This window comes from Mesocryomonas lacus, assembly GCF_055730135.2.
This window is the reverse complement of the sequence record NZ_JBUZWE020000002.1, coordinates 402,872-428,882: the sequence shown is the minus strand read 5'-3', so window position 1 is coordinate 428,882 and position 26,011 is coordinate 402,872. Positions and strand designations below refer to the sequence as shown.

Sequence of the window (26,011 nt, the reverse complement as noted above, 5' to 3'; positions counted from 1 at the left end):
AAGATCGGACAAGACAAGCAAAAGGCCCGCGACGCTCAGCATCGCGGGCCTTTTGGCATTGCAGCTACTAATTCGAGCAGACTGGCCCCATTGGGATCAGATCTTGCCAATCGCATCCCAGGAAGCGCCCGAGATGCCGACGGCGTTCAGCGCGCGGCTGTTCGGGCGATGACCGCTCTCGGCTGCGGCAGCGCAGGCGCCGGCACCGCCGATGATGTCGGCGATCGACGCGAGGGTCGAGCGGATCGAGCGGCGGGTCGGGGCGGCAGCGGCGCGGGTCATTGAAGTCTCCTGGGTTGTTGTTGACCCCAATATGCGTATGTTGCGCCGCAATAGAAAGTGCTGACTTCGCAGCGGAGGCATGCACCCAGTGAATAGCTGGCAACACTGATCGGCCCCCGGCGCACATCGTTACCAAAACCTTAATGCTGAAAAGCGGTAATGAGGGCTCAGCGCTTGCCTTCTCCGGCGTTTTTCGACGAGGTGCGCCGAGGAGGCGATGGGTCGATGCGGGTTCTGCTGGTGGAGGATACACTCGACGTCGCCTCGGCGATCGTCGCGAGCTTCGCCAAGCGCGGCCATGCGCTGGACCATGCCGCGACCGCCGCCGCCGCCGGTGACTTCCTGTCGGTGCAGGCCTATGACCTCGTCATCCTCGACATCAACCTGCCGGACGGCTCGGGCATCGACATCCTGCGTGATCTCCGCCGCGAACGGCGGGCGACGCCGGTGCTGATGCTGACGGCGCGGATCGACGTCGAAGACCGCATCGAGGCGCTCGACCTCGGTGCCGACGACTACCTCACCAAGCCCTTCGATCTCCGCGAACTCGAGGCCCGGGCGCGCGCTTTGATCCGGCGGGGGAGCGAGGAGCGCGCCGGCACGATCGAGGTCGGCGACCTCGTGCTCGACCCGGCCGGCCGGGCGCTCAGCATCGGTGGCCAGCCGGTGACGCTCGCCCGGCGCGAGTTCAGCCTCCTCGAGATCCTCCTCGTCAACCGCGGCCGGGTGATGCCGAAGGCGCGGTTGTTCGAGAAGCTTTTCGGCTTTGCCGACGAGGATGTCGGCATGAACGCCATTGAGCTCTACGTCGCCCGGCTGCGGAAGAAGATTGAGGGCTCGCGCGTGCAGATCGTCACGCTGCGCGGCATCGGCTACCAGATCGCCGTCGATGACTAACTCGCTTGCCGGCCGCCTCGCCGTCACCATCGCGCTGATTCTGTCGGCCAGCGGCGTGGTGGTGACGCTGGCCGCCTATGCCTACGGCCGTGAGGCGGCTGAGGCCGCCTACGACCGGCTGCTCGCCGGCGCGGCCTTCCAGATCGCCCAGTCGATCTCGGTCTCGGCCGACCGGCTGACCGTCGACCTGCCGGTCTCGGCTTTCGAGCTCCTGGCGCTCGCCACCTCCGACCGCGTCGTCTACCGGGTGATCGACCGCAACGGCGCGACCGTCACCGGCTATGACAGTGTCCGCCCGCCAACCGACCCGCAAGGCGACCTCAGCTTCTATACCTCGACCTTCGGCGAGGAGACCGTGCGGCTCGCCGCCACCCGCCGGCGCTTTGCCGAGCAGGCCTATAGCGGCGACGTCGAGGTGCTGGTCGGCCACACCACCCGCGCCCGCGACGCGCTGGCGCGCGACATCGCCACCAAGGCGATGCTGCTGGTGCTCGCCGCCGGTCTCGTCATCGCCGCGCTGACCCTGTTTGCCGTCCGCTCTTCGCTGGCCCCCCTCGCCCGCATCGAGCAGGCGCTGGCCGCGCGCGATCCGAAAGACCTGTCGCCGCTCAGCGTCTCGACGCCGCGCGAGGTGGAGGCGCTGGTGGCGGCGATCAACCGCTTCATGGACCGGCTGCAGCGCCGCGTCACCGGCATGCAGACGCTGATCGCCGATACCGCCCACCAGCTGCGCACGCCGATCGCAGCGCTCCGCGCACAGGCGCAGCTCGCCGGCGAGGAAACCGATCCGGGGGCGCTGAAGGCCATCGCCGAGAAGATCCACCGCCGCGCCATCGGGCTCGGGCGGCTCGCCGACCAACTGCTGAACCAAGCGCTCGTCGTCCACCGCGGCGACGCGCAGGCGGCCGAGACCCTCGACCTCCGGGAAGTCGCGATGGGGGTCGCCGACGAGATCGACGATCTCATGCCCGCCAGCACGCTGCGCCTGGTGCTGGCGGAGGAGCCGGTCTGGATTGCCGGCGACGCGTTCAGTCTTGCAGAGGCGGTCAAGAACCTCGTCAACAACGCCTTCGCCTACGGGATGGAACCGGTATCGCTGGTGGTCGAACGCATTGATGGAGCGGCTGAGATCGCCGTGCTCGACCGCGGCGCCGGCATCCCCGACCCCGGCTCTGCCGGCCGGCGCTTTGCCCGCGCCAATCCCGCGGGCGGCGCCGGCATCGGCCTTGCCATCGTCGATGCGGTCGCGGCGAGCCATCAAGGCAGCCTGGCGCTGTCGCAGCCCGCCGGGGGCGGCTTCCGCGCCGCGCTCCGGCTCCCCTTGGTCAGGCCGCCGGCATGAAATTCCTGGCGCTCGCCCTCACCGCCTTCTTCGCCCTTGCCGCGCCGTCCGCCGCCGTCGAGCCGGACAGCGTGTCGCAATACGGCGCTCCGGCCGCGGAGGCGACGGAAACGCTGCGCGTTCAGGGCGCCACCGATCCTGAATTCTTCGCCGCGCTGCTCGGGCGCTTCGCCGAGCTCAATCCCGGGCTGCACATCATCTACGAGGACATCACCACCAACGCCCTGAACGGCCTCGCCGCCGCGGCCTGTGCGGGCACGGTTCCCTCGGCGGACCTCGTCGTCAGCTCCTCGGTCGACCAGCAAGTGAAACTCGTCAACGACGGCTGCGCGCAGCCCTATGCGTCGAGCGCCACCGCGACCATGCCGGACTGGGCGAGCTGGCGCGAGGAGCTGTTCGGGCTGACTTTCGAGCCTATCGTCATGGTCTACAACCGCGACCTCGTGCCGCCGGACAAGGTGCCGACGTCCCGCTTCGACCTCATCGACTTCCTGCGCCCGGACCGCAACATCTTCACCGGCCGCATCGCCACCTATGACATCGAGGCCTCCGGCGTCGGCTACCTCCTCGCCTTCGCCGATTCGCAGCAGGCGACCACCTTCGGCCGGCTGATCGAGGCTTTCGGCCGCAACGACGTGGTGGCGACCTGCTGCTTCAAGGAGATCGTCGACGGCGTGGCGGCCGGCAAATACCTCCTCGCCTACAACATGTTCTCCTCCTACGCGCTGGCGCGCGCTGCCGCGGACAAGCGCATCGGCATCGTCGCGCCCAGCGACTACACGCTGGTCCTCTCGCGCGCCGCCTTCATCCCGAAGGCCGCGGCGAACCCGGCCATGGCCGGCGCCTTGCTCGACTTCACACTGTCGGAAGAAGGCAAGCGGATCCTTGCCACGGCGTCGCTGATGGTCTCCTTCACCGAGGAAGGCGGCGGCATCGGCCCCTCGCTCGACGGCATGCCGAACCTCAGGCCGATCACCTTTTCGCCGGTGCTGCTGGTCGGGCTCGACAAGGAGAAGCGGCGGCTGTTCCTCGACCTCTGGAACCAGTCAATCCGCATCGTCCGTTCCGGGATGCCGCCGAGCCTCCGGACCGATTAAGCCGCCGCCGCGCTGCTTGGTGGTCAGGCTCCCGGGAGCGCGGCAGGCGCGGCCTCGGCCTCGATCAGCCCCTCGTCGTCCTTCAGCCGGACGCCGCTGAAGCCGAGCACCCGCGACCGCGTCAGGAAGCCGGCGAGCTTGGCGGCGGCGAGCGGCGGCGGGAGGCCGCCGGCGCGGATGTTGGAGACGCAGTTGCGGTCAGCATCGGTCTTGCCGATGCGCGGGCCGAAAGTGAGGTAGGCGCCGAGGCTGTCGGCGGCAGACAGGCCTGGCCGCTCGCCGATCAGCATCAGCACCAGTTGCGCCCCGAGCGCGACGCCGACGGGATCCGACAAAGCGACGCGCGCGCCGTGCGCCAGCACGACGGGCGCCACCCGCCATTCGCCCGGCAGGAGCTTCAGGACCGCCAGCGCGGTCTCGGCGGCGTAGGTGTTGACCGCGCGGGCCGAGAGCCCGTCGGCGATGATCAGGCAGAGGTCGGGCGCGCCCTCCGCGTCCAAGGCCGCGAGGTCGTCGCGGGACGCGTCGCTGAGGCGGCGGCCGAGGTCGGGCCGGCGCAGATAGGTCGCGCGGTCCCCGGCCTCGCTCGCGACCTGCACCGAGGCAATGCCGCCCTCGGCCAGCGCCGCGGCGATCGCCTCGGCCTCGAAGCCGGCGTGCACGGCGTCGCGGGCTTTCGCATGCGCCTCGGCGAAATCGAGATGCGCCGATGTCGGCAGGCCGGCGCCGAAGCGGCCGAGGCCGATGCGCGCCTCGGTATGGCGGCGGAGCGCGGCGATCGGGTGCAGCGCGACAGGCTTGACCATCAGGACGCCTCCAGGAGGCGCGAGCGCTGCAGCAGTTCGAGCGAGCGGTCGGCCGCGCCCGTCGCCAGCTGGCCCTTGGCGTCGAAGATGCCGAAATCCTGCGCCCAGCGCTCGAACTCGGGCGCGGCCCGCAAGCCGAGCGCACTGCGGATATAGGCGGCGTCGTGGAACGAGGTCGACTGGTAGTTCAGCATGATGTCGTCCGAGCCCGGCACGCCCATGACGAAGTTGACGCCGGCAACGCCCAGCAGCGTCAAGAGGGTGTCCATGTCGTCCTGGTCGGCCTCGGCATGGTTGGTGTAGCAGACGTCCACCCCCATCGGCAGGCCGAGCAGCTTGCCGCAGAAATGGTCTTCCAGCCCGGCGCGGATGATCTCCTTGCCGTCATAGAGATATTCCGGCCCGATGAAGCCGACGACGGTGTTGACGAGCAGCGGGTCGAACTCGCGTGCGACGGCATAGGCGCGGGTCTCCATGGTCTGCTGGTCGAGGCCGTGATGGGCATTGGCCGAGAGCGCCGAGCCCTGGCCGGTCTCGAAATACATCGCGTTCTGCCCGACCGTGCCGCGGCCGAGCTCTTTTGCCGCCGCATGCGCCTCGCGGAGCACCGCGAGATCGATGCCGAAGGAGGCGTTGGCCGCCTCGGACCCCGCGACCGACTGGAAGACGAGATCGACCGGCGCGCCACGCTCCATCACCGACAGCGCCGTCGTGACATGGGCGAGGATGCAGCTCTGCACGGGACAGCCGAGGCGCAGGCGCAGCTCCTCGATGAGGTCGAGCAGGCGGATCATCGCGTCGGGGCTGTCGGTCGCCGGGTTGATGCCGATCGTCGCGTCGCCGCAGCCGAACTGCAGCCCGTCGACGATCGAGGCGGCGACGCCCTTCGGGTCGTCGGTCGGGTGGTTCGGCTGGATGCGCACCGAGAGGTGGCCGGGCAGGCCCACCGTGGTGCGGAAGGCGGTGACCACGGGCCGCTTGAGGGCGACGGCGATGAGGTCCTGGTTGCGCATGATCTTCGAGACGGCAGCGACCATTTCCGGCGTCAGCCCCCATTTGAGCGCTGCCAGCGTCTCCGGCGTCGCCGCTTCCGACAAAAGCCATTCGCGGAATTCGCCGACCGAGAGACCGGAGATGGGTGCAAAGGCTGCGGGATCGTGCCGGTCTAGGATCAGCCGCGAGACCTCGTCGATCTCGGGATCGACCAGCGGCGTTGCGAGGAACTCGGCAAGGCCGGTATCGGCGAGCCGGCGTTGCGCCTTGACGCGCGCCTCCTGGCTTTCGCAGGCAAGGCCCGCCAGGAAATCGCCGGAGCGGGGCGGCGAGGCATGCGCCATGAGGGCTCGCAGGGTCTCGGGGGACATGGTTCTCCTTTCCGGCCGCCGGGCCTTTCCGCCGGGCACCCCCGGCAGGACGGACAGGCCGGGCGTGACGCGCGGACCGCCGGCATCGGCATAAACCTGCCGGCGCTCGCCATGCCCCATCAGACGCCATTCCCGGCGCGTGGTCAATTTGCAAGCAGGCGTTTGCCACCCGCCTTTCGCCCTTTCCCTTCCACCCTTCCCCCTTCGACCCTTGGCCAATCGACGCCGCCGCCGCGCTCAGCTACGCCTGGGGAAGAGATCGCCGTCAGGGCGACGGGAGGAAGGCCGATGGATTTTGCCTTGAGTGCCGAACAGGCCGCCATATTCGACATGGCGCGCGCCTTCGCGGTGACGAAGATGGCACCCTTCGCGCAGGACTGGGAGGATGCCAAGGCGCTCCCCCGCGACGTCCTGTCCGAACTCGCCGGGCTTGGCATGGCCGCGATCTGCGTTGGCGACGATTACGGCTCGGGCCTCGGCCGGCTGGATTCGGCCGTCATCTTCGAGGCGCTCGGCTATGGCGACCCCTCGGTCTCGGCCTTCCTGTCGATCCACAACCTCGTCGCCGGCATGATCGACCGCCACGGCAGCGACGCGCAGCGGGCGCGGTTCCTGCCGGGCCTTGCCGCGATGCGCCAGATCGGCAGCTACTGCCTGACGGAGCCCGGCTCGGGCTCGGACGCGGCGGCGCTGCGCACCACGGCGCGGCGCGACGGCGAGAACCTCGTCCTCGACGGCAGCAAGGCGTTCATCTCCGGTGCCGGCACCGCGGACGTCTATGTCGTGATGTGCCGCACCGGCGGGCCGGGGCCGAAAGGCATTTCCGCCGTCCTCGTCGAGAAGGACGCGCCCGGCCTCTCCTTCGGCGCCCAGGAGCGCAAGATGGGCTGGATCGCCCAGCCGACGGCGGAAGTGCGCTTCGACGGCTGCCGGGTGCCGGCGGAAAACCTCCTCGGCGTCGAAGGCGAGGGCTTCGTCTACGCCATGCAGGGCCTCGACGGCGGCCGCCTGAACATTTCCGCCTGCGCGCTCGGCGCGGCCCAGGCGACGCTCGACAAGTCCGTGCGCTACCTCCGGGAGCGCCAGGCCTTCGGCGGGCCGCTGTCCGATCTGCAGGCGCTGCGCTTCCGCCTTGCCGACATGGAAACGGCGCTCCAGGCGTCGCGCGTCTTCCTGCGGCAGGCGGCCTGGAAGCTGGACACCGGGGCAGTGGATGCCACCAATTTCTGCGCCATGGCCAAACGCTTCGTCACCGATGCCGCCTTCGACGTCGCCAACCAGGCGCTGCAACTGCATGGCGGCTACGGCTACCTCACCGATTTCGGCATCGAGAAGACCGTCAGGGACCTGCGCGTCCACCAGATCCTCGAGGGCTCGAACGAGATCATGCGGCTGATCACCGCGCGGGCGCTGCTCGCCGAGGCGTGACAGCGGCCGCCAACCTTCTAAACTCGCCCGAAACAAAAAGCGCGGCGGATCACAAGGCGCGGCGAGCCCCCGAGACCCTCCACAGACAGCATTCTCGAAAGGAACGGACATGAAGATCGGCTTTATCGGCCTCGGCAACATGGGCGCGCCGATGGCGGCGAACCTGGCAAAGGCCGGCCATTCCGTCACCGGCTACGACGCGGCGGGCGTCACCGTCGAGGGCGTCGCGCCGGCCGGCTCGCTCGCCGAGGCCGTGCGCGAGGCCGAAGCGATCGTCACCATGCTGCCGAACGGCTTGATCGTGCGCGCGGTGCATGCCGAGATCATCGACGCGGCCCGGCCGATGGCCCTCCTCATCGACTGCTCGACCATCGACGTCGAGAGCGCGCGCGCCGTCAACGATGCCGCGATGGAGGCTGACCTCATCGCCCTCGACGCCCCGGTCTCCGGCGGCACCGGCGGCGCGGCGGCGGGCACGCTGACTTTCATGGTCGGCGGCGCCGAAGGCGCCTTCGAGCTGGCGCGGCCGCTGTTCGAGATCATGGGCGCGAAGGCGGTCCATTGCGGTTCGGCCGGCGCCGGCCAGGCGGCGAAGATCTGCAACAACATGATCCTCGGCATCTCGATGATCGCCGTCTGCGAGGGGTTCCATCTCGCCGACCAGCTTGGCCTTTCCCGCCAGGCGCTGTTCGACGTCGCCTCGACCTCGTCGGGCGCCTGCTGGTCGCTCAAAACCTATTGCCCCGCCCCCGGCGTCGGCCCGAAGAGCCCGGCCGACAATAGTTACCGCCCGGGCTTTGCGACCGAGCTGATGCTGAAGGACCTGACGCTGGCAGCGGAGGCGGCCCAGGCGACCGGCGCCCACACCGCGCTCGGCGAGCATGCGCGCGCCCTCTATGCCGCGTTCGACGCGGAAGGCGGCCGGGGCCGCGACTTCTCCGCCATGCTGGAGCATCTCTCAGCGACGTAGCGCGCGGGACCGGCGGTCATGCCCGGTGCGGGGCCTGACGTGCGCGGCCGGACACGCGAAACCGGCCGCACAAGCCCCTGCGGCCGGCGAAGGGAAGCGGGACGTCGCGATCAGGCCAGCTTCCGTCTCAGGCGGATCGACGGCTCCCGCGGCGAAGCGCATGATGGCGGCGTTCCAATCAAGCGGTGGGCCATGTCAGCGTCAGCGTCGAACGATCCCCTCCTGCAGCCCTACCAGCTCAGGCACCTGACCCTTCGCAACCGCATCATGTCGACGGCGCACGAGCCGGCCTATTCCGAAGACGGCATGCCGAAGGACCGCTACCGGCTCTACCACGTGGAGAAGGCCAAGGGCGGCATCGCCATGACGATGACGGCGGGCTCGGCGATCGTCTCGCCGGACTCGCCCGCCTCCTTCGGCAATCTCCATGCCTACAAGGACGAGATCGTGCCGCACATGAAGCGGCTCACCGACGAGTGCCACGAACACGGCACCGCGGTGATGATCCAGATCACCCATCTCGGCCGCCGCACCTCCTGGAACAAGGCCGACTGGCTGCCCGTCGTCTCCGCCTCGCCGGTGCGCGAAGCCGCCCACCGCGCCTTTCCGAAAGCCGCCGAGGACTGGGACCTCGAGCGCATCGCCAAGAACTACGGCGATGCCGCCGCGCGGATGAAGGAGGCCGGGCTCGACGGTGTCGAGATCGAGGCCTATGGCCACCTCCTTGACAGCTTCTGGTCGCCCGCCACCAACCAGCGCGACGACGAGCATGGCGGCTCGCTCGACAACCGGCTGCGCTTCACCTGGATGATCGTCGATGCGGTGCGCGCCGCCGTCGGGCCGGACTTCATCGTCGGCACCCGCATGGTCGCCGACGAGGCCTGGGACATCGGGCTGTCGAAGCGCGAGGGCGTCGAGATCGCCCGGCGGCTGGTGGCGTCGGGCAAGATCGACTTCATCAACGTCATCCGCGGCCATCTCGACCACGACAAGGACCTGACCGACGTCATCCCGATCCAGGGCATGCTGGCCTCGCCGCATCTGGATTTCGCCGGCGAGGTGCGCGCGGCGACGAAGTATCCGGTGTTCCACGCCGCCCGCATCGCCGACGTCGCCACCGCCCGGCACGCCATCGCCGAGGGCAAGCTCGACATGGTCGGCATGACCCGCGCCCACATCGCCGACCCCCACATCGTGCGCAAGATCATGACGGGCCGCGAGCACGAGATCCGTCCTTGCGTCGGCGCCACCTACTGCCTCGACCGGATCTACGAGGGCGGCGGGGCGCTGTGCATCCACAATGCCGCAACCGGGCGCGAAGAGTTCATGCCGCAGCTGTTGAAGCGCTCCAACACGCCCGGCAAGCGGGTCGTGGTGATCGGCGCGGGACCTGCAGGCCTCGAGGCCGCGCGTGTCGCCGCCGAGCGGGGCCACAGCGTCGTCGTACTAGAGGCGAGCGGCCAGGCCGGCGGACAGGTGGCGCTCGCCGCCCGCGTGCCGCGCCGGCGCGAGATGGCGGGGATCATCGACTGGCGGCTTGCCGAACTGGAGCGGCTCGGCGTCGAGGTCCGCTACAACGTCTATGCCGAGGGCGCCGACGTCACGGCCGAGAACCCGCACATGGTCTTCGTCGCCACCGGCGGCCTGCCGCAGAACCCGCCGCTCGAAGAAGGCGACGATCTCGTGGTCTCGAGCTGGGACATCCTCGCCGGTACCGTCAAGCCGGACGGCCCGGTGCTTTTCTACGATGACAACGGCGCCCACCAGGGCCTCAGCGCCGCCGAGATGATCGTGCGGGCCGGCGTCGCCCTCGAATTCGTCACCCCCGAGCGCAATTTCGCGCCCGATGTCGGCGGCATGAACCACGTGCCCTTCGCCAAAGCCTTCGCCGAGACCGGCACGCGCATCACCATCGCCAAGCGCCTCAAATCGGTGAAGCGGCGCGGCAACGGGCTCGTCGCCGTGCTCGACAGCGACTGGGCACCGGGGCATCCCGAAGAGCGCGAGGTGGCGCAGGTCGTGGTCGAGCACGGCACCTCGGCGATGGAGGAGCTCTACTTCGAGTTGAAGCCGTCCTCCCGCAATCTCGGCGCCGTCGACTACGACGCGCTGATCGCCGGCCGCTGGCCGCTGCCGGACCGAAACCCGGCGGGCAGCTTCCACCTCGTGCGGATCGGCGACGCCGTGGAATCGCGCAACATCCACGCTGCGATCTACGACGGGCTGCGCTACGCCATGCTGCTGTAGGCAGCATTGGGCCTCTCCCGCCGCCGCAGAACGGACGCAGCGCCGCTACAGCTTCACCGTCCGCAGCCGCAGGGCATTGCCGATGACCGACACGGAGGACAGGCTCATCGCCGCCGCCGCCAGCATCGGCGACAGCAGCCAGCCGAACAGCGGATAGAGGACGCCCGCGGCGACCGGCACGCCGACGAGATTGTAGGCGAAGGCGAAGAAGAGGTTCTGCCGGATGTTGGCGATCGTCGCCTCGGACAGGCGACGGGCGCGCAGCAGCCCGTCGAGATTGCCCTTCACCAGCGTGATCCCGGCGCTTTCGATCGCGACGTCGGCGCCGGTGCCCATGGCGATGCCGACCTCGGCCGCCGCAAGCGCCGGCGCGTCGTTGACGCCGTCGCCGGCCACCGCCACCCGGCGCCCCTCGGCCTGCAGTCGGGCGACGAGCGCCTGCTTGTCCTCGGGCCGCAAGCCGGCATGCACGGCATCGATGCCCAGTTGCCGGGCGACGTGCCGGGCGGGACCCTCGGCGTCGCCGGTCGCCATGACCAGCTTCAGCCCCTCGGCCTGCAGCGCCCGGACGGCTTCGGCCGCGCCCGGCTTGATGGGATCGGCGACCGCCACAAGGCCGATGACGGCGCGATCGACCGCGATGAATACCGCCGTTCGACCCAGACCTTCGAGCCCCATGGCCTTCTCGTTCAGCGCGGCAAAACCCGGCCCCGCGCAGTCCTCCATCAGCCTGCGGTTGCCAAGGCTGACCGCCTTGCCGTCGATCCGGCCGCGAACGCCTTGGCCGGTCACGGCTTCGAAGTCCGCCGTCTCGGCCAGCGTCAGCCCCTTTTCGGCGGCACCGGCAAGGATCGCCTCGGCCAGCGGATGCTCCGAGCCGCGCTCGAGGCTGGCGGCCAGCCGCAGCAGCGCATCGCCCTTGCCGTCGAGCGCGACGACGTCGGTGAGCACCGGTCGCCCTTCGGTCAGCGTGCCCGTCTTGTCGATGATCAGCGTGTCGACGCCGGCGAAACGCTCCAGCGCCTCGGCGCTTTTGACGAGGACGCCGGCCTGCGCGCCGCGGCCGGTGGCGGTCATGATCGACATCGGCGTCGCCAGCCCCAGCGCGCAAGGGCAAGCGATGATCAGCACCGACACGGCGGCGACCACGGCATGGGCGAGCGCCGGCGCCGGGCCGAGCAGCGCCCAGGCGGCGAAGGCGAGCACCGCCACCGCCACCACGGCCGGCACGAATGCCCCGGCCACCCGGTCGGCAAGGCCCTGGATCGGCGCCCGCGAGCGCTGGGCAGTCGCGACCATGGCGACGATCCGCTGCAAAACCGTGTCCGAGCCGACGGCCTCGGCGGCCATGACGAAGCCGCCGGTGCGGTTCAGGGTACCCCCCGAAACCTTGTCGCCGACGGTTTTCTCGACCGGCAGCGGCTCACCGGTCAGCATGCTCTCGTCGACCGCCGAGCGGCCCTCGACCAGCACGCCGTCGACCGGCACGCTCTCGCCCGGCCGCACCCGCAGCCGGTCGCCCGTCACCACCGTCTCCAGCGCGACCTCCGCCTCACTGCCGTCCGCCGACAGCCGCCGCGCCGTCTTCGGCGCGAGGTCGAGCAGCGCCCGGATCGCCGATCCCGTGCGCTCGCGCGCCTTCAGCTCGAGAATCTGGCCGACGAAGACGAGCGCGACGATCACCGCCGCCGCCTCGAAGTAGACCGGCACCGTGCCGCCCATCATCTCACCCGCGGCCCCCTCGGCCATCGCCATCCCGCCTTGCCGGAAGGAGGCGGGAAACAGGCCGGGCAGGAAGGTCGCGACGACGGAGGTGAGATAGGCGGCGCCAACGCCGAGGGCGATCAGCGTCCACATGTTGGGCGAGCGGTTCACCAGCGATTGCCAGCCGCGGCGGAAGAAGGGGAGCGCGGCCCACAAGACCACCGGCGTTGCCAGCGCGAACTCGGCCAGCACGGCGGCGCGCTCGCCGATCCAGCCGCGCACCGGCAGGCCGAGCATCGGCCCCATCGACAGCACCAGCAGCGGGACGGCGCAGGCGATGCTGACCCAGAGCCGGCGGGTGAAATCGACAAGTTCCGGGTTCGGCCCGGCGTCGGCGGCCGGCACGCCCATCGGCTCCAACGCCATGCCGCATTTCGGACAATCGGCAAAATGGTCGCTGACCACCTCGGGATGCATCGGGCAAGTGTAAAGCGTGCCATTCGGCACCGGTGGCGGTGCAGGGCGATCGCCGAGATAGGCTGACGGTTCGGCCTCGAACTTCTGCTGGCAGCCGGCGGAGCAGAAGTAGAACCGCTGGCCCTCGTGCTTGACCATGTGCGCGGCCGGCGCCCGGTCGACCGTCATGCCGCAGACCGGGTCCTTCGCCTCGATATAGGTGCCGGGATCGGCCTCGAACTTCGCTCGGCAACCGCCGCAGCAGAAGTGGAAGACCCGCCCGTCCCGCTCAACGCTGGGCTTGCCCGCCGCGGGATCGACCAGCATGCCGCAGACGGGATCGCGGGTGACCGTCTTGTCGTCTTGATGATGATGGGCGTTCATGCGCGTCTCCCGAACTCAGACCCGAGAGATGGGGCTTCCAGCCACAGGAAGGTCAAGGGGTGTTGGTGAACCGCAGACCAACGGCCGGAATGGTCATCGGGACTTTCAAGGACGTCGCCTCCCCTCGCAGTCGTCATCCTCGGCCGCAGGCCGGGGACCCATGCCACCCAAGTGACGCGCCGGTCCGCTTCAGGGGGGGAGGGAATGTCTCTCCACGCCGCGCTTGTTCGACGGCTTGGCATGGATCCCCCAACTGCGCGCGAGATGACGATGGGTACGGTTTTGCGCTCCCGCCGCCCCCCCAAGGACGATGGTACTTCGATCAATGATTCCGCGGGGGAACGCCGCTGCCCTCCCCGCGTCATCCTCCCCAACCCAAAAAAGCCGCGCGGTCCATTCTCGGACGGCGCGGCAAGAGCGGTCCAACGGGGAGGACGTCAGGCCGCTTGGCGGGGAGCCCCGGCGATGCTCTCGCGGATCGCCTTCATGTTGGCCCCGTAATGCGCCGGCGTGCCGCCGCGGAAGATCGCAGATCCCGCAACGAGGACGTTGGCGCCCGCTTCCACCACCAGCGGCGCCGTCTCGGGCGTCACGCCGCCATCGATCTCGATGTGGATCGGCCGGTCGCCGATCATCGCCTTGACCCGCCGGACCTTGTCGACGACCGCGGGGATGAAGGCCTGGCCGCCGAAGCCGGGATTGACGGTCATCAGGAGCACGAGGTCGACGCGGTCGAGGACGTAGGCGATGACGCTTTCCGGTGTCGACGGGTTCAACGCGACGCCGGCCTTCTTGCCGAGGCCACGGATCGCCTGCAGGGAGCGGTCGAGATGCCGCGTCGCCTCGGCATGCACGGTGATGAGGTCGGCCCCCGCTTCCGCGAAGGCCTCGAGGTAGAGGTCGGTCGGCTCGATCATCAGGTGGCAGTCGAAGAGCTTCGCCGAGGCCGGGCGGATCGCCTTCACGATGCCGGGGCCGAAAGTGATGTTCGGCACGAAATGGCCATCCATCACGTCGAGGTGGATCCAGTCGGCGCCGGCCTTGTCGACATCCGTCACCTCGGGCCCCAGGCGGGCAAAATCGGCCGAAAGGATCGACGGGGCGATGATGAGGTCCATGGAATTCCCTTCCCTTGTTCTGCTCTGGCCGGGACCGGCTACTGCGCCTCGGCGGCGTTCTGCCGGCGCGAGGCGTCGAAGACCCGGCTCACCGAAATGTCCACCGCCTCGATACACGACAATTGCGCCGCGTTGAGGGGGCCGGTCGCGCTTTCGAACAGCCGGTTCGCCTGGCGAAGCCGCGCCCGGTCCAGCGCGTTGCGGATTGAGCGGGCATTGGCGAAGTGCGGCTGCTGGCGGCGCTCGCCGATATAGCGCTCCAGCACCGCCTTCGCCTCCGGACTCAGCGTATAGTTCTGCCGCGACAGCATGCCTTCCGAAATCGTCAGCAACTCCCCGTCGGAATAGTCGGGGAAGTCGATATGATGGGCGACGCGCGAGCGAAAACCCGGATTGCTTTCGAAGAACTTGTCCATCCGGTCGGCATAGCCTGCGAGGATAACGACGAGGTCGTCGCGCTGGTTCTCCATCACCTGCAAGAGGATCTCGATCGCCTCCTGGCCGTAGTCGCGCTCGTTGTCCGGCCGGTAGAGGTAGTAGGCCTCGTCGATGAACAGGACGCCGCCCATCGCCTTCTTCAGAATTTCCTTGGTCTTCGGCGCGGTGTGGCCGATGTACTGGCCGACCAGGTCGTCGCGGGTGACGGAGACGAGATGGCCCTTGCGGATGTAGCCGAGCCGGTGGAGGAGGTTCGCCATCTTCATCGCCACCGTGGTCTTGCCGGTGCCGGGATTGCCGGTGAAGCTCATGTGCAGCGTCGGCGTGTCGTGCGCGAGGCCCATCGCCTTGCGCGCCCGCTCCACCAGCAGCAGCGCCGCCGTCTCCTTGATCCGCTGCTTCACCGGCTTCAGGCCGACCAGCGACTGGTCGAGCTCGTCCAGCACCTCGCCGACGCCCGCCTCCTCGTATTCGCGGCGGAGGTCGACGGTTTGCGGCGGGGACGCGGGTTCGGCGGTGATGGGTTCGGCAGTGGTCGTGCTCATGACGCGCTCCTTGGGATATCGTTAGAAGAGGGCGGCAGCTCGCCCCCTCTGTCCTGCCGGACATCTCCCCCTCAAGGGGGGAGATCTGGCAGTTGCGGCGTCGGCGGTCAGCTGATCTCCCCCCTGGAGGGGGAGATGGCCGGCAGGCCAGAGGGGGGCGCCATAGAGCGCCGCCCTTTGATTACGCCGGGTAGCGCTCGCTCTCGGGCAGGTCGACCGAGTACCCTTCCGTCGAGTAGCGCAGCGTGCGCCCGCTCGCCTCTTGGCGGCGGAGGCGGAAGCCGGGCTCGACCGCGGGACGGTTGACGATGAAGGAGAGCTTCACCGACTCCCAGCCATGGGTGGAGTCGAAGGCGGAGACGCGGATGTAGCGGCCGCCGTAGACCTTGCGGCATTCGGCGAGCTCCATCATCACGCCGGCCGCGTCCGGCACGTCGAACATCGGGTGGCCCCACATGTCCCAATAGGTGTTGCGCGGGTGCGGGTCGTCGGTGAACTCGATGTTCACCGCCCAGCCATTGTCGATGCAGTACTGGATCTGCGCCGAGATCTGGGTGTCCGTGAGGTCGGGCAGGAAGGAGAAGGCGCCCTGGGTAATGCGCATGGCATGGTTCCTTTCGGCATGATGATTGGCGGTCGGCCGTCGCGGTGCGCGCGGCCACGGGACGTCTGGCGAGGTTCGGGCCTTGGCACCGGGCAGCAGGGCTGCCCGGCGTAAGAGCGGAGCCCGGCGGGGGATCAGGCGGCAGCCGTCACGGCAACCTGGTAGTCCGGCGAGTCGGTCGAGGCGTAGTTGAAGGTGACGTCCTTCCAGGTATCCAGCGCCTGGCGCAGCGGGGTGCAGGTCTTGGCGGCGGTCGCCAGGATCTCCGGGCCCTCGTTGACGATGTCGCGCCCCTCGTTGCGGGCGAGCACCATGCATTCCAGCGCGACGCGGTTGGCCGTCGCGCCCGCGCCGATGCCCATCGGGTGGCCGATCGTGCCGCCGCCGAACTGCAGCACGGTGTCCTCGCCGAGGAGGTCGAGCAGCTGGTGCATCTGCCCGCAATGGATGCCGCCTGAGGCGACCGGCATCATCTTGTTGAGCGAGGCCCAGGGCTGGTCGAAGAAGATGCCGTTGGAAAGGTTCTGCGGCGTGAACTCGTCGCGGCAGAGGTCGTAATAGCCCTTCGTCGTCGCGGGATCGCCTTCCAGCTTGCCGACCACCGTGCCGGCATGGATGTGGTCGACGCCGGCCAGCCGCGACCACTTGGCGATGCAGCGGAACGAGACGCCGTGGGTCTTCTGGCGCGTGTAGGTCGAGTGGCCGGCGCGGTGAAGGTGCAAGATCATGTTGTTGCGCCGCGCCCATTTCGCCATGGACTGCATCGCCGTCCAGCCGATGACGAGGTCGATCATGACGATGGTCGAGCCGAGTTCCTTGGCGAACTCGGCGCGCTCGTACATGTCCTCCATCGTCGCCGCGGTGACGTTGAGGTAGGTGCCCTTGATCTCGCCGGTGGCGGCCTGCGCCTTGTTGACCGCCTCCATGCAGTAGAGGAAGCGCTCGCGCCAATCCATGAAGGCCTGGCTGTTGATGTTCTCGTCATCCTTGGTGAAGTCGAGCCCGCCCTTCAGCGCCTCGTAGACGACGCGGCCATAGTTGCGGCCGGAGAGGCCGAGCTTCGGCTTGACCGTGGCGCCGAGCAGCGGCCGGCCGAACTTGTCGAGCCGCTCACGCTCGACGACGATGCCGGTCGCGGGGCCCTGGAAGGTCTTCACGTAGGCGGTGGGCAGCCGCATGTCCTCGAGCCGCAGCGCCTTCAACGGCTTGAAGCCGAAGACGTTGCCGATGACCGAGGCCGTGAGGTTGGCGATCGAGCCGTTCTCGAAGAGGTCGAGATCGTAGGCGATGTAGGCGAAGTAGCTGCCCTCGGCGTTCGGCACCGCGTCGACGCGGTAGGCCTTCGCGCGGTACTTCTCGGCCGCGGTCAGCCGGTCGGTCCAGACCACCGTCCAGGTCGCGGTCGAGGACTCGCCGGCGACGGCGGCGGCTGCCTCGATCGGGTCGACGCCGTCCTGCGGGGTAATGCGGAAGCAGCAGATGACGTCCGTGTCCTTCGGGACGTAGTCGGGCTCCCAGTAGCCCATCTTCTTGTATTCCATGACGCCGGACTTGTAGCGGTCCTTGCCGGTGACGGTTTGCGACTTCTCTTGCATGGTCGTTTCCTCCAAATGCCCATTGCATAGACGTGACGGGTCGTTCCGCGGCGGGGCCGCGGTCGGGCTCGACGGGTGAAGCTGCGGCTTGCCGCAGGTAGGTTTCGGTTGTTCAGGCTGCGGCGGGCCGCAGATGCTCTCAGGCGGCCGCTTGCTGCAGCCCTGTCTGCGGATCCAGTTCGCCGCGCTGATAGCGTTTCGCCATCGCGTCGAGGCCGATCGGCCGGATCATCGACGCTTTGCCGGCGGTGCCGAACTGCTCGTTGCGGTCGGTGCAGAGCGCTTCGAGCGCGTCCATCGCCGGCTGCAGGAACTTTCGCGGGTCGAACTCCTGCGGCCGCTCCATGGCGATCTTCCGGAACTGCCCGGCCATCGCCATGCGGCAGTCGGTGTCGATGTTCACCTTGCGCACGCCGTGGCGGATGCCGCGCACGATCTCCTCGACCGGCACGCCCCAGGTCTGGGGCATCTCACCGCCATAGCGGTTGATCACGTCTTGCAGCGCCTGCGGCACCGAGGAGGAGCCGTGCATCACCAGATGGGTGTTCGGCAGCTTGCGGTGGATCTCCTCGATGATCCCCATCGCCAGGATGTCGCCGTCCGGCTGGCGGGTGAACTTGTAGGCGCCGTGCGAGGTGCCCATGGCGATGGCGAGCGCGTCGACGCCGGTGCGGCGGACGAAGTCGACCGCCTGGTCGGGATCGGTCAGCAGCTGGTCGTGGCTGAGCACGCCTTCGGCGCCGTGACCGTCCTCCGCTTCGGATTGACCGCTCTCCAGCGAGCCGAGCACGCCAAGCTCGCCTTCGACCGAGGCGCCGACCCAGTGCGCCATCCGCGTCACCCGCTCGGTGATCGCGATATTGTAGTCGTAGGAGGCGGGCGTCTTGGCGTCCGCCTCAAGCGATCCGTCCATCATCACCGAGGTGAAGCCGTGGCGGATCGCGGTGAGGCAGGTCGCCTCGTCATTGCCGTGGTCCTGGTGGATGCAGACCGGGATGGTCGGGTACATCTCCACCAGCGCGTCCATCATCTTGGACAGCATGATGTCGTTGGCATAGGCCCTGGCGCCCCGGGACACCTGGAGGATGACCGGGGCATCACACTTCGCCGCCGCCTTCATGATGGCGAGGCCCTGCTCCATGTTGTTGATGTTGAAGGCAGGAACGCCGTAGTCGTAGTCGGCGGCATGGTCGAGAAGCTGGCGAAGTGTGATCTTGGCCATCGGGGATACTCCTATGTCATGGTGGACTGGGTCTTCAGGATCTCGATCCCCGGCAAGTCGCGCCCCTCGAGCCATTCGAGGAAGGCCCCGCCCGCCGTGGACAGGTAGGTGAAGTCGTCGGCGACGCCGGCAGCGTTCAGCGCCGCCACCGTGTCGCCACCGCCGGCGACCGTGATCAGCCGGCCGGCCTTGGTGAGCTTGCCCGCCGTCTGCGCCACCGCATTGGTGGCGGCGTTGAACGGCTCGATCTCGAAGGCGCCGAGCGGTCCGTTCCACAGAAGCGTAGCGCAGGTCTCGAGCGCTGCGTTGATCGCGGCAACGGTCTTCAGCCCGACGTCGAGCGCCATGGCGTCCGACGGGATGGCGGAGATGGCGACCGTCTCGTTCGCGGCATGTCCCTTGAACTCGCGGGCGACGACGACATCGACCGGCAGATGCAGCGTGCACCCCGCGCCTTCCGCCATCGCCATCACCTTCTTGGCCGTCTCCATGGCGTCCGGCTCGTACAGCGACTTGCCGACATCGTGGCCCTGCGCCGCGAGGAAGGTGTTCGCCATGCCGCCGCCGATGACGAGGTGGTCCATCTTCGGCACCAGGAACTCCAAGACGCCGATCTTCGAGGATACCTTCGCCCCACCGACGAGCGCGGCCACCGGCCGCTTCGGCGTGTCGAGCGCGGCCTCCAGCGCCTTCACCTCGGCCATGAGAGAAGGCCCGGCATAGGCCGGCAGGATCGTCGCCAGTTCGTAGGTCGAGGCATGCGCCCGGTGGGCGCAGGAGAAGGCGTCGTTGACGTAAAGGTCGCCGAGCGCCGAGAGGCGCAGCGCGAAGGTCTTGTCGTTGGCTTCCTCTTCGGCGTGGAAGCGCAGGTTCTCGAGGACGGCGACCTCGCCGTCCTTCAGCGCGCCGGCGACCTTCTCGGCCTCGATGCCGACGCAGTCCGCCGCGAACTGCACCGGCCGCCCGAGGATCTCGCCGAGCTTCTCGGCCACTGGCCGCAGCGAGAAGTGCGGGTTCACCTCGCCTTTCGGCCGGCCGAGATGGCTGAGCACGACCACCCGCGCGCCGCGGTTGGCGAGGTCCGTCACCGTCGGTGCGAAGCGCTCGAGGCGGGTCGCATCGGTGATGACGCCGTCCTGCATCGGCACGTTCACGTCGGCGCGGATCAGCACCGTCTTGCCGGCGACGTCGACGCCCTCGATCGGGCGCAGCTGTCCGCCGCTCAAGCCACCAGCTCCTTGCCGGCGGCAAGGATCGCCTCGGCGGTGATGCCGAAGTGCTCGTAGAGGAGCGGTGCCGGACCCGAGGCGCCGAAGGAGTTCATGCCGATGAAGCGGCCGTTATCGCCGATCCAGCGGTCCCAGCCGAAGCGGGCGGCCGCCTCGACGCCGATGCGCGGCGCGGTGCCGAGCACGGAAGCGCGGTAGGCCGCGTCCTGCTCGAGGAAGAGCTCCCAAGACGGCATGGAGACGACGGCGACGCGAATGCCCTCGGCTTTCAGCTTCTCGGCGCCGGCGATGGCGAGCTCGACCTCCGAACCGGTGGCAAGGATCGTCAGCTGGCGCTCGCCGCCCTCGGCCTCGCGCAGGACATAGGCGCCCTTGGCGGTGCGGTTCTCGGCGACGTCGCCGCCGCGCAGCGTCGGCAGGTTCTGGCGCGACAGCGACAGTACCGACGGGCGCTTGGTCTCGGTCATCGCGATCTCCCAGGCTTCCGCGGTCTCGATCGCATCCGCCGGGCGGAAGACGAGGAGGTTCGGCGTCGCCCGGAGCATGGCGAGGTGCTCGATCGGCTGATGCGTCGGGCCGTCTTCGCCAAGGCCGATGGAGTCATGCGTCAGGACGTAGATGACGCGCAGTCCCATCAGGGCGGAGAGCCGGATCGCGCCGCGGGCATAGTCGGAGAACACCAGGAAGGTGCCGCCATACGGGATGAAGCCGCCGTGCAGCGCGAGGCCGTTCATCGCCGCGGCCATGCCGTGCTCGCGGATGCCGTAGTGGATGTAGCGGCCGGAATAGTCGCCGGGGGTGACCGAGGTCATGCCCTTGGTGAGGGTGAACACCGAATGCGTCAGATCGGCCGAGCCGCCAATGGTGATGTCGGTGGCGTCATTGATGACCTGCAGCGTCGCCTCGGAGGACTTGCGGGTGGCGATCTTCGGCTGCTCGGTGGAGAGCTTCTCGCGGAAGGCCTGCATGGTCTCGGCAAAATCGTGCGGCAGCGTCGTCGCGGCGTGGCGGCGGAACTCTTCCGCGCGGTTCGAGCCCTCGACGCGCTTCTCCCAGTCGGCGCGGGCCTCGGCGCCCTTCTCGCCGACCTTGCGCCAGCCCTTGACCACGGCCTCCGGCAGCACGAAAGGCTCGGACTCCCAGATCAGCGCCTTGCGCGCGCCGGCGATCTCCTCGGCGCCGAGCGGGGCGCCATGCGTCTTCTCGGTGCCTTGCAGTTTCGGCGCGCCATAGCCGATGATGGTGCGGCAGGCGATCAGCGCCGGCTTGTCGGAGTTGCGGGCGGTGGCGATGGCGTCGCGGATGGCGTCGTCGTCGAGCCCGTCGATCGAGACGGCGGTCCAGCCGGCGGCCTCGAAGCGCTTGATCTGGTCCATCGAGGTCGACAGCGAGGTGCGCCCGTCGATCGAGATGTTGTTGTCGTCCCAAAGCACGATCAGCTTGTTCAGCTTCAGGTGCCCGGCGAGATCGATCGCCTCGTGGCTGATGCCCTCCTGCAGGCAGCCGTCGCCGCAGATGACATAGGTGTGGTGATCGACCATCGCGTCGCCGAAGCGGGCATTGGCGAGCCGCTCGGCCAGCGCCATGCCGACGGCGGTGGCCAGACCCTGGCCGAGCGGGCCGGTGGTGGTCTCGATGCCCAGCGCATGGCCGTATTCCGGATGGCCCGCGGTACGCGAGCCGATCTGGCGAAAACTCTTCAACTGGTCGATGTCCATGTCGGAATAGCCGAGCAGATGATGGACGGCATAGAGCAGCATCGAGCCGTGGCCGGCAGACAGGATGAAGCGGTCGCGGTCGGGCCAGGTCGGGTTCGAGGGATCGATCTTGACGAAGTCGCGGAACAGCACCGAGGCGACGTCGGCCATGCCCATCGGCATGCCGGGATGGCCGGAATTGGCCTTCTGGACGGCGTCCATCGTCAAAGCGCGGATGGCGTTCGCCATGTCGCGGGCGTCCTGGTCGACGGTCTTCGGATCGGGCTTGGCTGAGGTGGTGGACATCGGTCTCTTTCGGGTCTCAGGCCGCGCGGCGCTTGCGCTCGATGAGCTGCAGGATGAGCGGCGTCAGGATCAGTTGCATGGCGAGGTCGAGCTTGTTGCCCGGGGCCACGATGGAGTTCGCTCTCGACATGAACGAGTTCGGAATCATCGAGAGCAGGTACGGAAAGTCGATACCCCGCGGACGGGCAAAGCGGATCACGATCATTGATTCGTCGGCGGTGGGGATCCACCGGGCGATGAACGGATCCGATGTATCGACGATCGGCACGCGTTGGAAGTTGATGTCCGTCAGCGCGAACTGCGGACAGATGTATTTGATGTAGTCCGGCATGCGGCGCAGGATCACGTCCATGACCGCTTCGGTGGAGTAGCCGCGCGACGCCTTGTCCCGGTGAATCTTCTGGATCCATTCGAGGTTGATGACCGGCACGACGCCGATCTTCAGGTCGACATGGGCGGCAAGGTCCACCGTGCCGGTCCGCACGCAGCCGTGCAGGCCCTCGTAGAACAGGAGGTCGCTCTCGTCCGAGAACGCCGACCAGTCGGTGAACGTCCCCGGCGCGCAGCCGTAGATCTTGGCCTCCGCATCGTCGTGGATGTAGCGGCGCGTCTCGCCCCGGCCCTTGCGGCCGTATTCGGCGAACACCTCCTGGAGCTTTTCCAGGATGTTGGCCTCGGGGCCGAAATGCGAGAAGTGCCGGTTCTCCTTGGCGTCTTCCTCGGCGATCTTCTCTTTCATCGCCTGGCGGTCGTAGCGGTGGAAGGCGTCGCCCTCGATGTAGACGGCGTTGACGATCTCGCGCCGAAAAATCTGGTCGAAGGTATTCTTGACCGATGTCGTGCCCGCGCCGGACGAGCCGGTGATCGCGATGATCGGGTGCTTTGCGGACATGCTCGGTTCCTCCCAGAAGCCGTCGACGTCGAATGTTAGGCCCTGAACAGGCTCCGCTTGCCGAACAACGGCGATCGCTCGCCAATGCCCGAGGGATCCGTCAGGTAGCGGGTGACACGGGCGACCTCGCGCTTGGAGCCGCAGACCAGCGGCGTGCGCACGTGCAGGCTCTCTGGCACGATGTCGAGGATGCGGGTGACGCCGTCGGTCGCGCTGCCGCCGGCATTCTCCATGCAGAAGGCGATCGGGTTGGCCTCGTAGCAGAGCCGCAGGCGGCCCTTGGCGTAGCCCTTCCGGCCGTCGCCCGGGTAGAGGAAGATGCCGCCGCGGATCAGGATGCGGTAGCAGTCGGCAACCATCGAGGCGATCCAGCGCATATTGAAGTCGCGCTCGCGCGGTCCCTCGGCGCCGGCCAGGCAATCGTCGATGTAGAGCCGCATCGCCTCGTCCCAGTGACGGTAGTTGGAGGCGTTGATGGCGAACTCGTGCGCCCGGTCGGCGACCTCGACGGAGGCCTTCAACTCGACGAAACCGCCGAAGGACGGCGAGAAGGTGAAGATATGCGTGCCGTTGCCGACGCTCATCACCAGAAGAAGCTGCGGTCCGTAGATGAAGAAGCCGGCGCCCAGCTGCTTCGTGCCCGGCTGGCAGAAGACGGACGCGGCATCCATTCCCTCGGTTGGTAGAATGGAAAAGATCGTGCCGATCGAGACATTGGTCTCGATGTTGGACGAGCCGTCCAGCGGATCGATCGCCAGTGCCAGCGCGCCGCCCTCGGCGAGCCGAACCGGCTCCTCCTGCTCCTCCGAACCGTAGAAGGCGATGCCGGAGGCGGTGGCGGCCTCGAGGAACACCTTGTCGGCGACGACGTCGAGTTCCTTCTGGATGTCGCCGCCGGCATTGGCGACGTCGCGGGACTGGCCAAAATGGTCGCCGCTGCCACCGGCGATGATGGTGTTGCGGACCTTGATGGCGGCCCCGGCGAGATGACGGAGGGTTTCGGCGACTTTTAGCCGAAGCGGATCGGTCCCGGCATATGAGCCGAGATGCGCGTCTAGCGACGATGCCATGCATTTCTCCCTGTCGGTTCGGGGCTCTTCGTCCCCGTTCACCGATTACCCTCAGACTATGGCCGGCGCGATGCCGTTAGTAAAATTTATTCTATTTACATTCGCAGTCAGTTTTATTATGGATGGGAAATGCGCACCCTCACCCTTCGCCAGCTTCGCTCGGTCCAGGCCATCTACCAGCACGGCACGATCGCCGCCGCTGCCCGGAAGCTCGGCCTCACCGCTCCCGCCATCACGCTGCAGATCAAGCAGGTCGAGGAGGACCTCGGCGTCGCCCTGTTCGACCGGACCAGCGACGGCATGCAGCTGCGCGAGGCCGGACGGGCGGCCCTGCGCGCGGCCAACGCGATCGAGACCGTGCTGCAGACGCTGCAGGACGACATCGACGCGATCAAGGGCCTGCGGCACGGCTCGATCCGGCTCGGGGTCGTGTCGACGGCAAAGTATTTCGCGCCCCGGATGATCGCGGGCTTTGCCCGGGATTTCCCGGCGATCGAGATCAAGCTGCTCGTCGGCAACCGCGAGGAGATCGTCGAGAAGCTGCGCAACTACCAGCTCGACATCGCCTTGATGGGCCGGCCGCCGCGCGAGTTCCAGGTGTCCGCAAGCGCCTTCGGCGACCATCCATTGGTGATGATCTCGGCGCCCGACCATCCGCTGGTGACGGCACGCGCCATCGATAAGCCGCGTCTTCTGGAGGAGACGATCATCATCCGCGAGCCGGGCTCGGGCACCCGCTCCTCGCTCGAGCGCTTCTTCGCCGGCATTCCCGATGCGCTCGAGAACAAGGTCGTGGAGATGGGCTCCAACGAGACGATCAAGCAGGCGGTGATGGCCGGGCTCGGCATCGCCTTCATCTCCGCTCACACCATCGAGTTCGAGGTCGAGATGCACCGGCTGGCGGTGCTCGACGTCGCCGACATGCCGATCCGGCGGCAATGGTTCGCGGTCTCGCGCAGCGACCACGCCTCCGCCCCGGCCGAGCGCGCCTTCACCGATTTCCTTACCCAGCGCGGCGCCCAGTTCCTGCCGCTGCTGGCACGGCTCTATCCCGACGGCCCGGCGATCGATTGACGCGCGCGGACTTTGCCAGGGCTCATGCAATCGAAAGAATGCAGCAGAGATGCTCTATCGCTGAAGTCTAGAGCAGCGGCGCACGCCGAAGGGCATCGAGATCGGCCGAGCCGGTGCAGAAGCAGGCGATCCGCAGCTGGTCGATGACCTCCGAGAAATGCGCCACCACCGCCTCCGTCGAGACGTCGGCGCTGGCAAGGCTCGCCGCCGCCTGTCCGGCGATGTCGGCGCCGAGCCGGATCGCCTTCGCCGCGTCGAGCCCCGAGCGGACCCCGCCGGAGCCGACCAGCACGACATCCGGGCAGGCCGCGCGTACCCCGGCAATCGCCTCCGCCGTCGGGATGCCCCAGTCGGCGAACATCAGCGCCGTGCGGCGTTCCGCAAGGCTCGCCGCACGCTCTGCCTCCACCGCCGCCCAGCTGGTGCCGCCGGCGCCGGCGACGTCGATGACCGCGACGCCGGCCTCGACCAGCCGTCGCGCAACCGAGGCGGACAGGCCGGCGCCGACCTCCTTCACCACCACCGGCACGCCAAGGCTCCGGACGAGATCACCGATCGCGACGAGAACGCCACGCCAGTCCCGGTCGCCGCCGGTCTGCACCGCCTCCTGCAGCGGGTTGAGGTGGACGATCAGCGCATCCGCCTCGATCATCGCCACCGCCCGGCGCGCCACGTCGAGCCCGCCCTCGAGGAGCTGCGCGGCGCCGATATTGGCGAGCAGAACGACGTCTGGCGCCAGCGCACGGAGCGATCGGTCGAGGCCTCCGAAAGCGGCGCCCTCGAGGGCGATGCGCTGCGAACCGACGCCCAAGGCGATGCCGAGCTCCTGCGCCGCTTCCGCCAGATGCGCATTGATCCGCGCCGCCCGCGCCGGTCCACCGGTCATCGACGAGATCAGGAGTGGCGCCGAAAGCGGCTTGCCGAGGAAGCGCGAGGAGAGATCGATCGCGCCGAGATCGAGCTCCGGCAAGGCGCAGTGCTCGAATCGGATGGCGTCGAACCCGGCATCGGCGTGCCGCGCCGCGAGCCGGGGCGTCAACACGATGTCGAGATGGTCGCTCTTGCGGGCGCCGATATCGTCCGCCTTGCCGGTCTCGCTCTGGCTGGTCAACGCCCTGCAATCCTTCATCTCTCGGGGCGCACGGCCGGCGCTGGCGGCGCTTTGCCCGCTCTCGCGGCGGGGTAAAACCCATCTGCCCACAGTTTCGGCACTTGGCACCGCGGCTGCAAGGGTCAAGTATAGG

General features: G+C 68.4%; 20 protein-coding genes and 1 pseudogene. 7 read left to right on the top strand and 14 right to left on the bottom strand.

Annotated features, from left to right (window positions below; all coding sequences use genetic code 11):
* Positions 1-96: 96 nt before the first annotated feature.
* The gene (locus ACZLZY_RS04875) at positions 97-282 is read right to left on the bottom strand and encodes a hypothetical protein (RefSeq protein ID WP_472932313.1); all 186 of its coding nucleotides are present in this window, start codon (positions 280-282) and stop codon (positions 97-99) included.
* Positions 283-507: 225 nt separating this feature from the next.
* Between ACZLZY_RS04875 and ACZLZY_RS04870 the strand changes: the two genes are divergently transcribed.
* The 3 genes from ACZLZY_RS04870 to ACZLZY_RS04860 are packed head-to-tail and all read left to right on the top strand — an operon-like array spanning position 508 to position 3,618.
* On the top strand, positions 508-1,179 hold the full coding sequence (locus tag ACZLZY_RS04870) for a response regulator transcription factor (protein ID WP_472932312.1): 672 nt from the start codon (positions 508-510) through the stop codon (positions 1,177-1,179).
* Entirely contained in the window at positions 1,172-2,521 is a 1,350-nt protein-coding gene (locus tag ACZLZY_RS04865; protein WP_472932311.1) for a sensor histidine kinase, read from the top strand. The genes ACZLZY_RS04870 and ACZLZY_RS04865 overlap by 8 nt, the downstream gene beginning before the upstream one ends.
* Complete coding sequence (locus ACZLZY_RS04860) at positions 2,518-3,618, top strand: ABC transporter substrate-binding protein (protein WP_472932310.1); 1,101 nt, start codon at positions 2,518-2,520, stop codon at positions 3,616-3,618. Before ACZLZY_RS04865 ends, ACZLZY_RS04860 begins: the two co-directional genes overlap by 4 nt.
* Before the next feature lie 23 nt (positions 3,619-3,641).
* On the opposite strand, the gene eutC is transcribed toward ACZLZY_RS04860, so the two are convergent.
* Both eutC and ACZLZY_RS04850 read right to left on the bottom strand, forming a co-directional pair.
* A complete protein-coding gene (gene eutC, locus ACZLZY_RS04855; protein ID WP_472932309.1) occupies positions 3,642-4,424 on the bottom strand; it encodes an ethanolamine ammonia-lyase subunit EutC in 783 nt (260 codons plus the stop codon).
* A complete protein-coding gene (locus tag ACZLZY_RS04850; protein ID WP_472932308.1) occupies positions 4,424-5,788 on the bottom strand; it encodes an ethanolamine ammonia-lyase subunit EutB in 1,365 nt (454 codons plus the stop codon). The genes eutC and ACZLZY_RS04850 overlap by 1 nt, the downstream gene beginning before the upstream one ends.
* Before the next feature lie 288 nt (positions 5,789-6,076).
* On the opposite strand from ACZLZY_RS04850, the gene ACZLZY_RS04845 reads away from it, so the two are divergent.
* The 3 genes and pseudogenes from ACZLZY_RS04845 (at position 6,077) to ACZLZY_RS04835 (ending at position 10,433) form a co-directional block, all read left to right on the top strand.
* Positions 6,077-7,216 (top strand): acyl-CoA dehydrogenase family protein, encoded by a 1,140-nt coding sequence (locus ACZLZY_RS04845; RefSeq protein WP_472932307.1) that lies wholly within the window; start codon positions 6,077-6,079, stop codon positions 7,214-7,216.
* A gap of 94 nt (positions 7,217-7,310) precedes the next feature.
* Positions 7,311-8,186 (top strand): annotated as a pseudogene (gene mmsB, locus ACZLZY_RS04840) (3-hydroxyisobutyrate dehydrogenase); the annotation flags it as partial.
* 192 nt (positions 8,187-8,378) lie between these two features.
* The gene (locus tag ACZLZY_RS04835; RefSeq protein WP_472932306.1) at positions 8,379-10,433 is read left to right on the top strand and encodes an oxidoreductase; all 2,055 of its coding nucleotides are present in this window, start codon (positions 8,379-8,381) and stop codon (positions 10,431-10,433) included.
* A 45-nt stretch (positions 10,434-10,478) separates the two neighbouring features.
* On the opposite strand, the gene ACZLZY_RS04830 is transcribed toward ACZLZY_RS04835, so the two are convergent.
* The 10 genes from ACZLZY_RS04830 to ACZLZY_RS04785 form a co-directional block, all read right to left on the bottom strand.
* Entirely contained in the window at positions 10,479-12,977 is a 2,499-nt protein-coding gene (locus ACZLZY_RS04830; protein ID WP_472932305.1) for a heavy metal translocating P-type ATPase, read from the bottom strand.
* Between the two features lie 437 nt (positions 12,978-13,414).
* On the bottom strand, positions 13,415-14,095 hold the full coding sequence (gene rpe, locus ACZLZY_RS04825) for a ribulose-phosphate 3-epimerase (protein ID WP_472932304.1): 681 nt from the start codon (positions 14,093-14,095) through the stop codon (positions 13,415-13,417).
* A gap of 38 nt (positions 14,096-14,133) precedes the next feature.
* Positions 14,134-15,078 carry a CbbX protein gene (gene cbbX / locus ACZLZY_RS04820; RefSeq protein WP_472932303.1) on the bottom strand — a complete coding sequence of 315 codons (945 nt, stop codon included), beginning with the start codon at positions 15,076-15,078 and terminating at the stop codon, positions 14,134-14,136.
* 181 nt (positions 15,079-15,259) lie between these two features.
* Positions 15,260-15,682, bottom strand: coding sequence for a ribulose bisphosphate carboxylase small subunit (locus tag ACZLZY_RS04815; protein ID WP_472932302.1), 423 nt, complete (start codon positions 15,680-15,682; stop codon positions 15,260-15,262).
* 134 nt (positions 15,683-15,816) lie between these two features.
* On the bottom strand, positions 15,817-17,277 hold the full coding sequence (locus ACZLZY_RS04810; protein WP_472932301.1) for a form I ribulose bisphosphate carboxylase large subunit: 1,461 nt from the start codon (positions 17,275-17,277) through the stop codon (positions 15,817-15,819).
* Positions 17,278-17,416: 139 nt separating this feature from the next.
* Positions 17,417-18,499, bottom strand: a complete 1,083-nt coding sequence (gene fba, locus ACZLZY_RS04805) for a class II fructose-bisphosphate aldolase (protein WP_472932300.1) — start codon at positions 18,497-18,499, stop codon at positions 17,417-17,419.
* An 11-nt stretch (positions 18,500-18,510) separates the two neighbouring features.
* A complete protein-coding gene (locus ACZLZY_RS04800; protein ID WP_472932409.1) occupies positions 18,511-19,710 on the bottom strand; it encodes a phosphoglycerate kinase in 1,200 nt (399 codons plus the stop codon).
* 11 nt (positions 19,711-19,721) lie between these two features.
* Positions 19,722-21,731 carry a transketolase gene (tkt, locus tag ACZLZY_RS04795; RefSeq protein ID WP_472932299.1) on the bottom strand — a complete coding sequence of 670 codons (2,010 nt, stop codon included), beginning with the start codon at positions 21,729-21,731 and terminating at the stop codon, positions 19,722-19,724.
* A gap of 16 nt (positions 21,732-21,747) precedes the next feature.
* Positions 21,748-22,623 carry a phosphoribulokinase gene (locus ACZLZY_RS04790; protein WP_472932298.1) on the bottom strand — a complete coding sequence of 292 codons (876 nt, stop codon included), beginning with the start codon at positions 22,621-22,623 and terminating at the stop codon, positions 21,748-21,750.
* 35 nt (positions 22,624-22,658) lie between these two features.
* Positions 22,659-23,693 (bottom strand): class 1 fructose-bisphosphatase, encoded by a 1,035-nt coding sequence (locus ACZLZY_RS04785; RefSeq protein ID WP_472932297.1) that lies wholly within the window; start codon positions 23,691-23,693, stop codon positions 22,659-22,661.
* Between the two features lie 129 nt (positions 23,694-23,822).
* Here ACZLZY_RS04785 and ACZLZY_RS04780 point away from each other — a divergent pair, with 129 nt between their 5' ends.
* Complete coding sequence (locus ACZLZY_RS04780) at positions 23,823-24,767, top strand: LysR family transcriptional regulator (RefSeq protein ID WP_472932296.1); 945 nt, start codon at positions 23,823-23,825, stop codon at positions 24,765-24,767.
* Between the two features lie 67 nt (positions 24,768-24,834).
* On the opposite strand, the gene fni is transcribed toward ACZLZY_RS04780, so the two are convergent.
* Positions 24,835-25,896 (bottom strand): type 2 isopentenyl-diphosphate Delta-isomerase, encoded by a 1,062-nt coding sequence (gene fni, locus ACZLZY_RS04775; RefSeq protein ID WP_472932295.1) that lies wholly within the window; start codon positions 25,894-25,896, stop codon positions 24,835-24,837.
* Between the last annotated feature and the right edge of the window lie 115 nt (positions 25,897-26,011).

Bases quoted from the DNA above. Each gene is read 5' to 3' on its own strand.
- ACZLZY_RS04875 (WP_472932313.1), bottom strand. From the start codon at position 282: ATGACCCGCGCCGCTGCCGCCCCGACCCGCCGCTCGATCCGCTCGACC.
- ACZLZY_RS04870 (WP_472932312.1), top strand. From the start codon at position 508: ATGCGGGTTCTGCTGGTGGAGGATACACTCGACGTCGCCTCGGCGATC.
- ACZLZY_RS04865 (WP_472932311.1), top strand. From the start codon at position 1,172: ATGACTAACTCGCTTGCCGGCCGCCTCGCCGTCACCATCGCGCTGATT.
- ACZLZY_RS04860 (WP_472932310.1), top strand. From the start codon at position 2,518: ATGAAATTCCTGGCGCTCGCCCTCACCGCCTTCTTCGCCCTTGCCGCG.
- eutC (WP_472932309.1), bottom strand. From the start codon at position 4,424: ATGGTCAAGCCTGTCGCGCTGCACCCGATCGCCGCGCTCCGCCGCCAT.
- ACZLZY_RS04850 (WP_472932308.1), bottom strand. From the start codon at position 5,788: ATGTCCCCCGAGACCCTGCGAGCCCTCATGGCGCATGCCTCGCCGCCC.
- ACZLZY_RS04845 (WP_472932307.1), top strand. From the start codon at position 6,077: ATGGATTTTGCCTTGAGTGCCGAACAGGCCGCCATATTCGACATGGCG.
- ACZLZY_RS04835 (WP_472932306.1), top strand. From the start codon at position 8,379: ATGTCAGCGTCAGCGTCGAACGATCCCCTCCTGCAGCCCTACCAGCTC.
- ACZLZY_RS04830 (WP_472932305.1), bottom strand. From the start codon at position 12,977: ATGAACGCCCATCATCATCAAGACGACAAGACGGTCACCCGCGATCCC.
- rpe (WP_472932304.1), bottom strand. From the start codon at position 14,095: ATGGACCTCATCATCGCCCCGTCGATCCTTTCGGCCGATTTTGCCCGC.
- cbbX (WP_472932303.1), bottom strand. From the start codon at position 15,078: ATGAGCACGACCACTGCCGAACCCATCACCGCCGAACCCGCGTCCCCG.
- ACZLZY_RS04815 (WP_472932302.1), bottom strand. From the start codon at position 15,682: ATGCGCATTACCCAGGGCGCCTTCTCCTTCCTGCCCGACCTCACGGAC.
- ACZLZY_RS04810 (WP_472932301.1), bottom strand. From the start codon at position 17,277: ATGCAAGAGAAGTCGCAAACCGTCACCGGCAAGGACCGCTACAAGTCC.
- fba (WP_472932300.1), bottom strand. From the start codon at position 18,499: ATGGCCAAGATCACACTTCGCCAGCTTCTCGACCATGCCGCCGACTAC.
- tkt (WP_472932299.1), bottom strand. From the start codon at position 21,731: ATGTCCACCACCTCAGCCAAGCCCGATCCGAAGACCGTCGACCAGGAC.
- ACZLZY_RS04790 (WP_472932298.1), bottom strand. From the start codon at position 22,623: ATGTCCGCAAAGCACCCGATCATCGCGATCACCGGCTCGTCCGGCGCG.
- ACZLZY_RS04785 (WP_472932297.1), bottom strand. From the start codon at position 23,693: ATGGCATCGTCGCTAGACGCGCATCTCGGCTCATATGCCGGGACCGAT.
- ACZLZY_RS04780 (WP_472932296.1), top strand. From the start codon at position 23,823: ATGCGCACCCTCACCCTTCGCCAGCTTCGCTCGGTCCAGGCCATCTAC.
- fni (WP_472932295.1), bottom strand. From the start codon at position 25,896: ATGAAGGATTGCAGGGCGTTGACCAGCCAGAGCGAGACCGGCAAGGCG.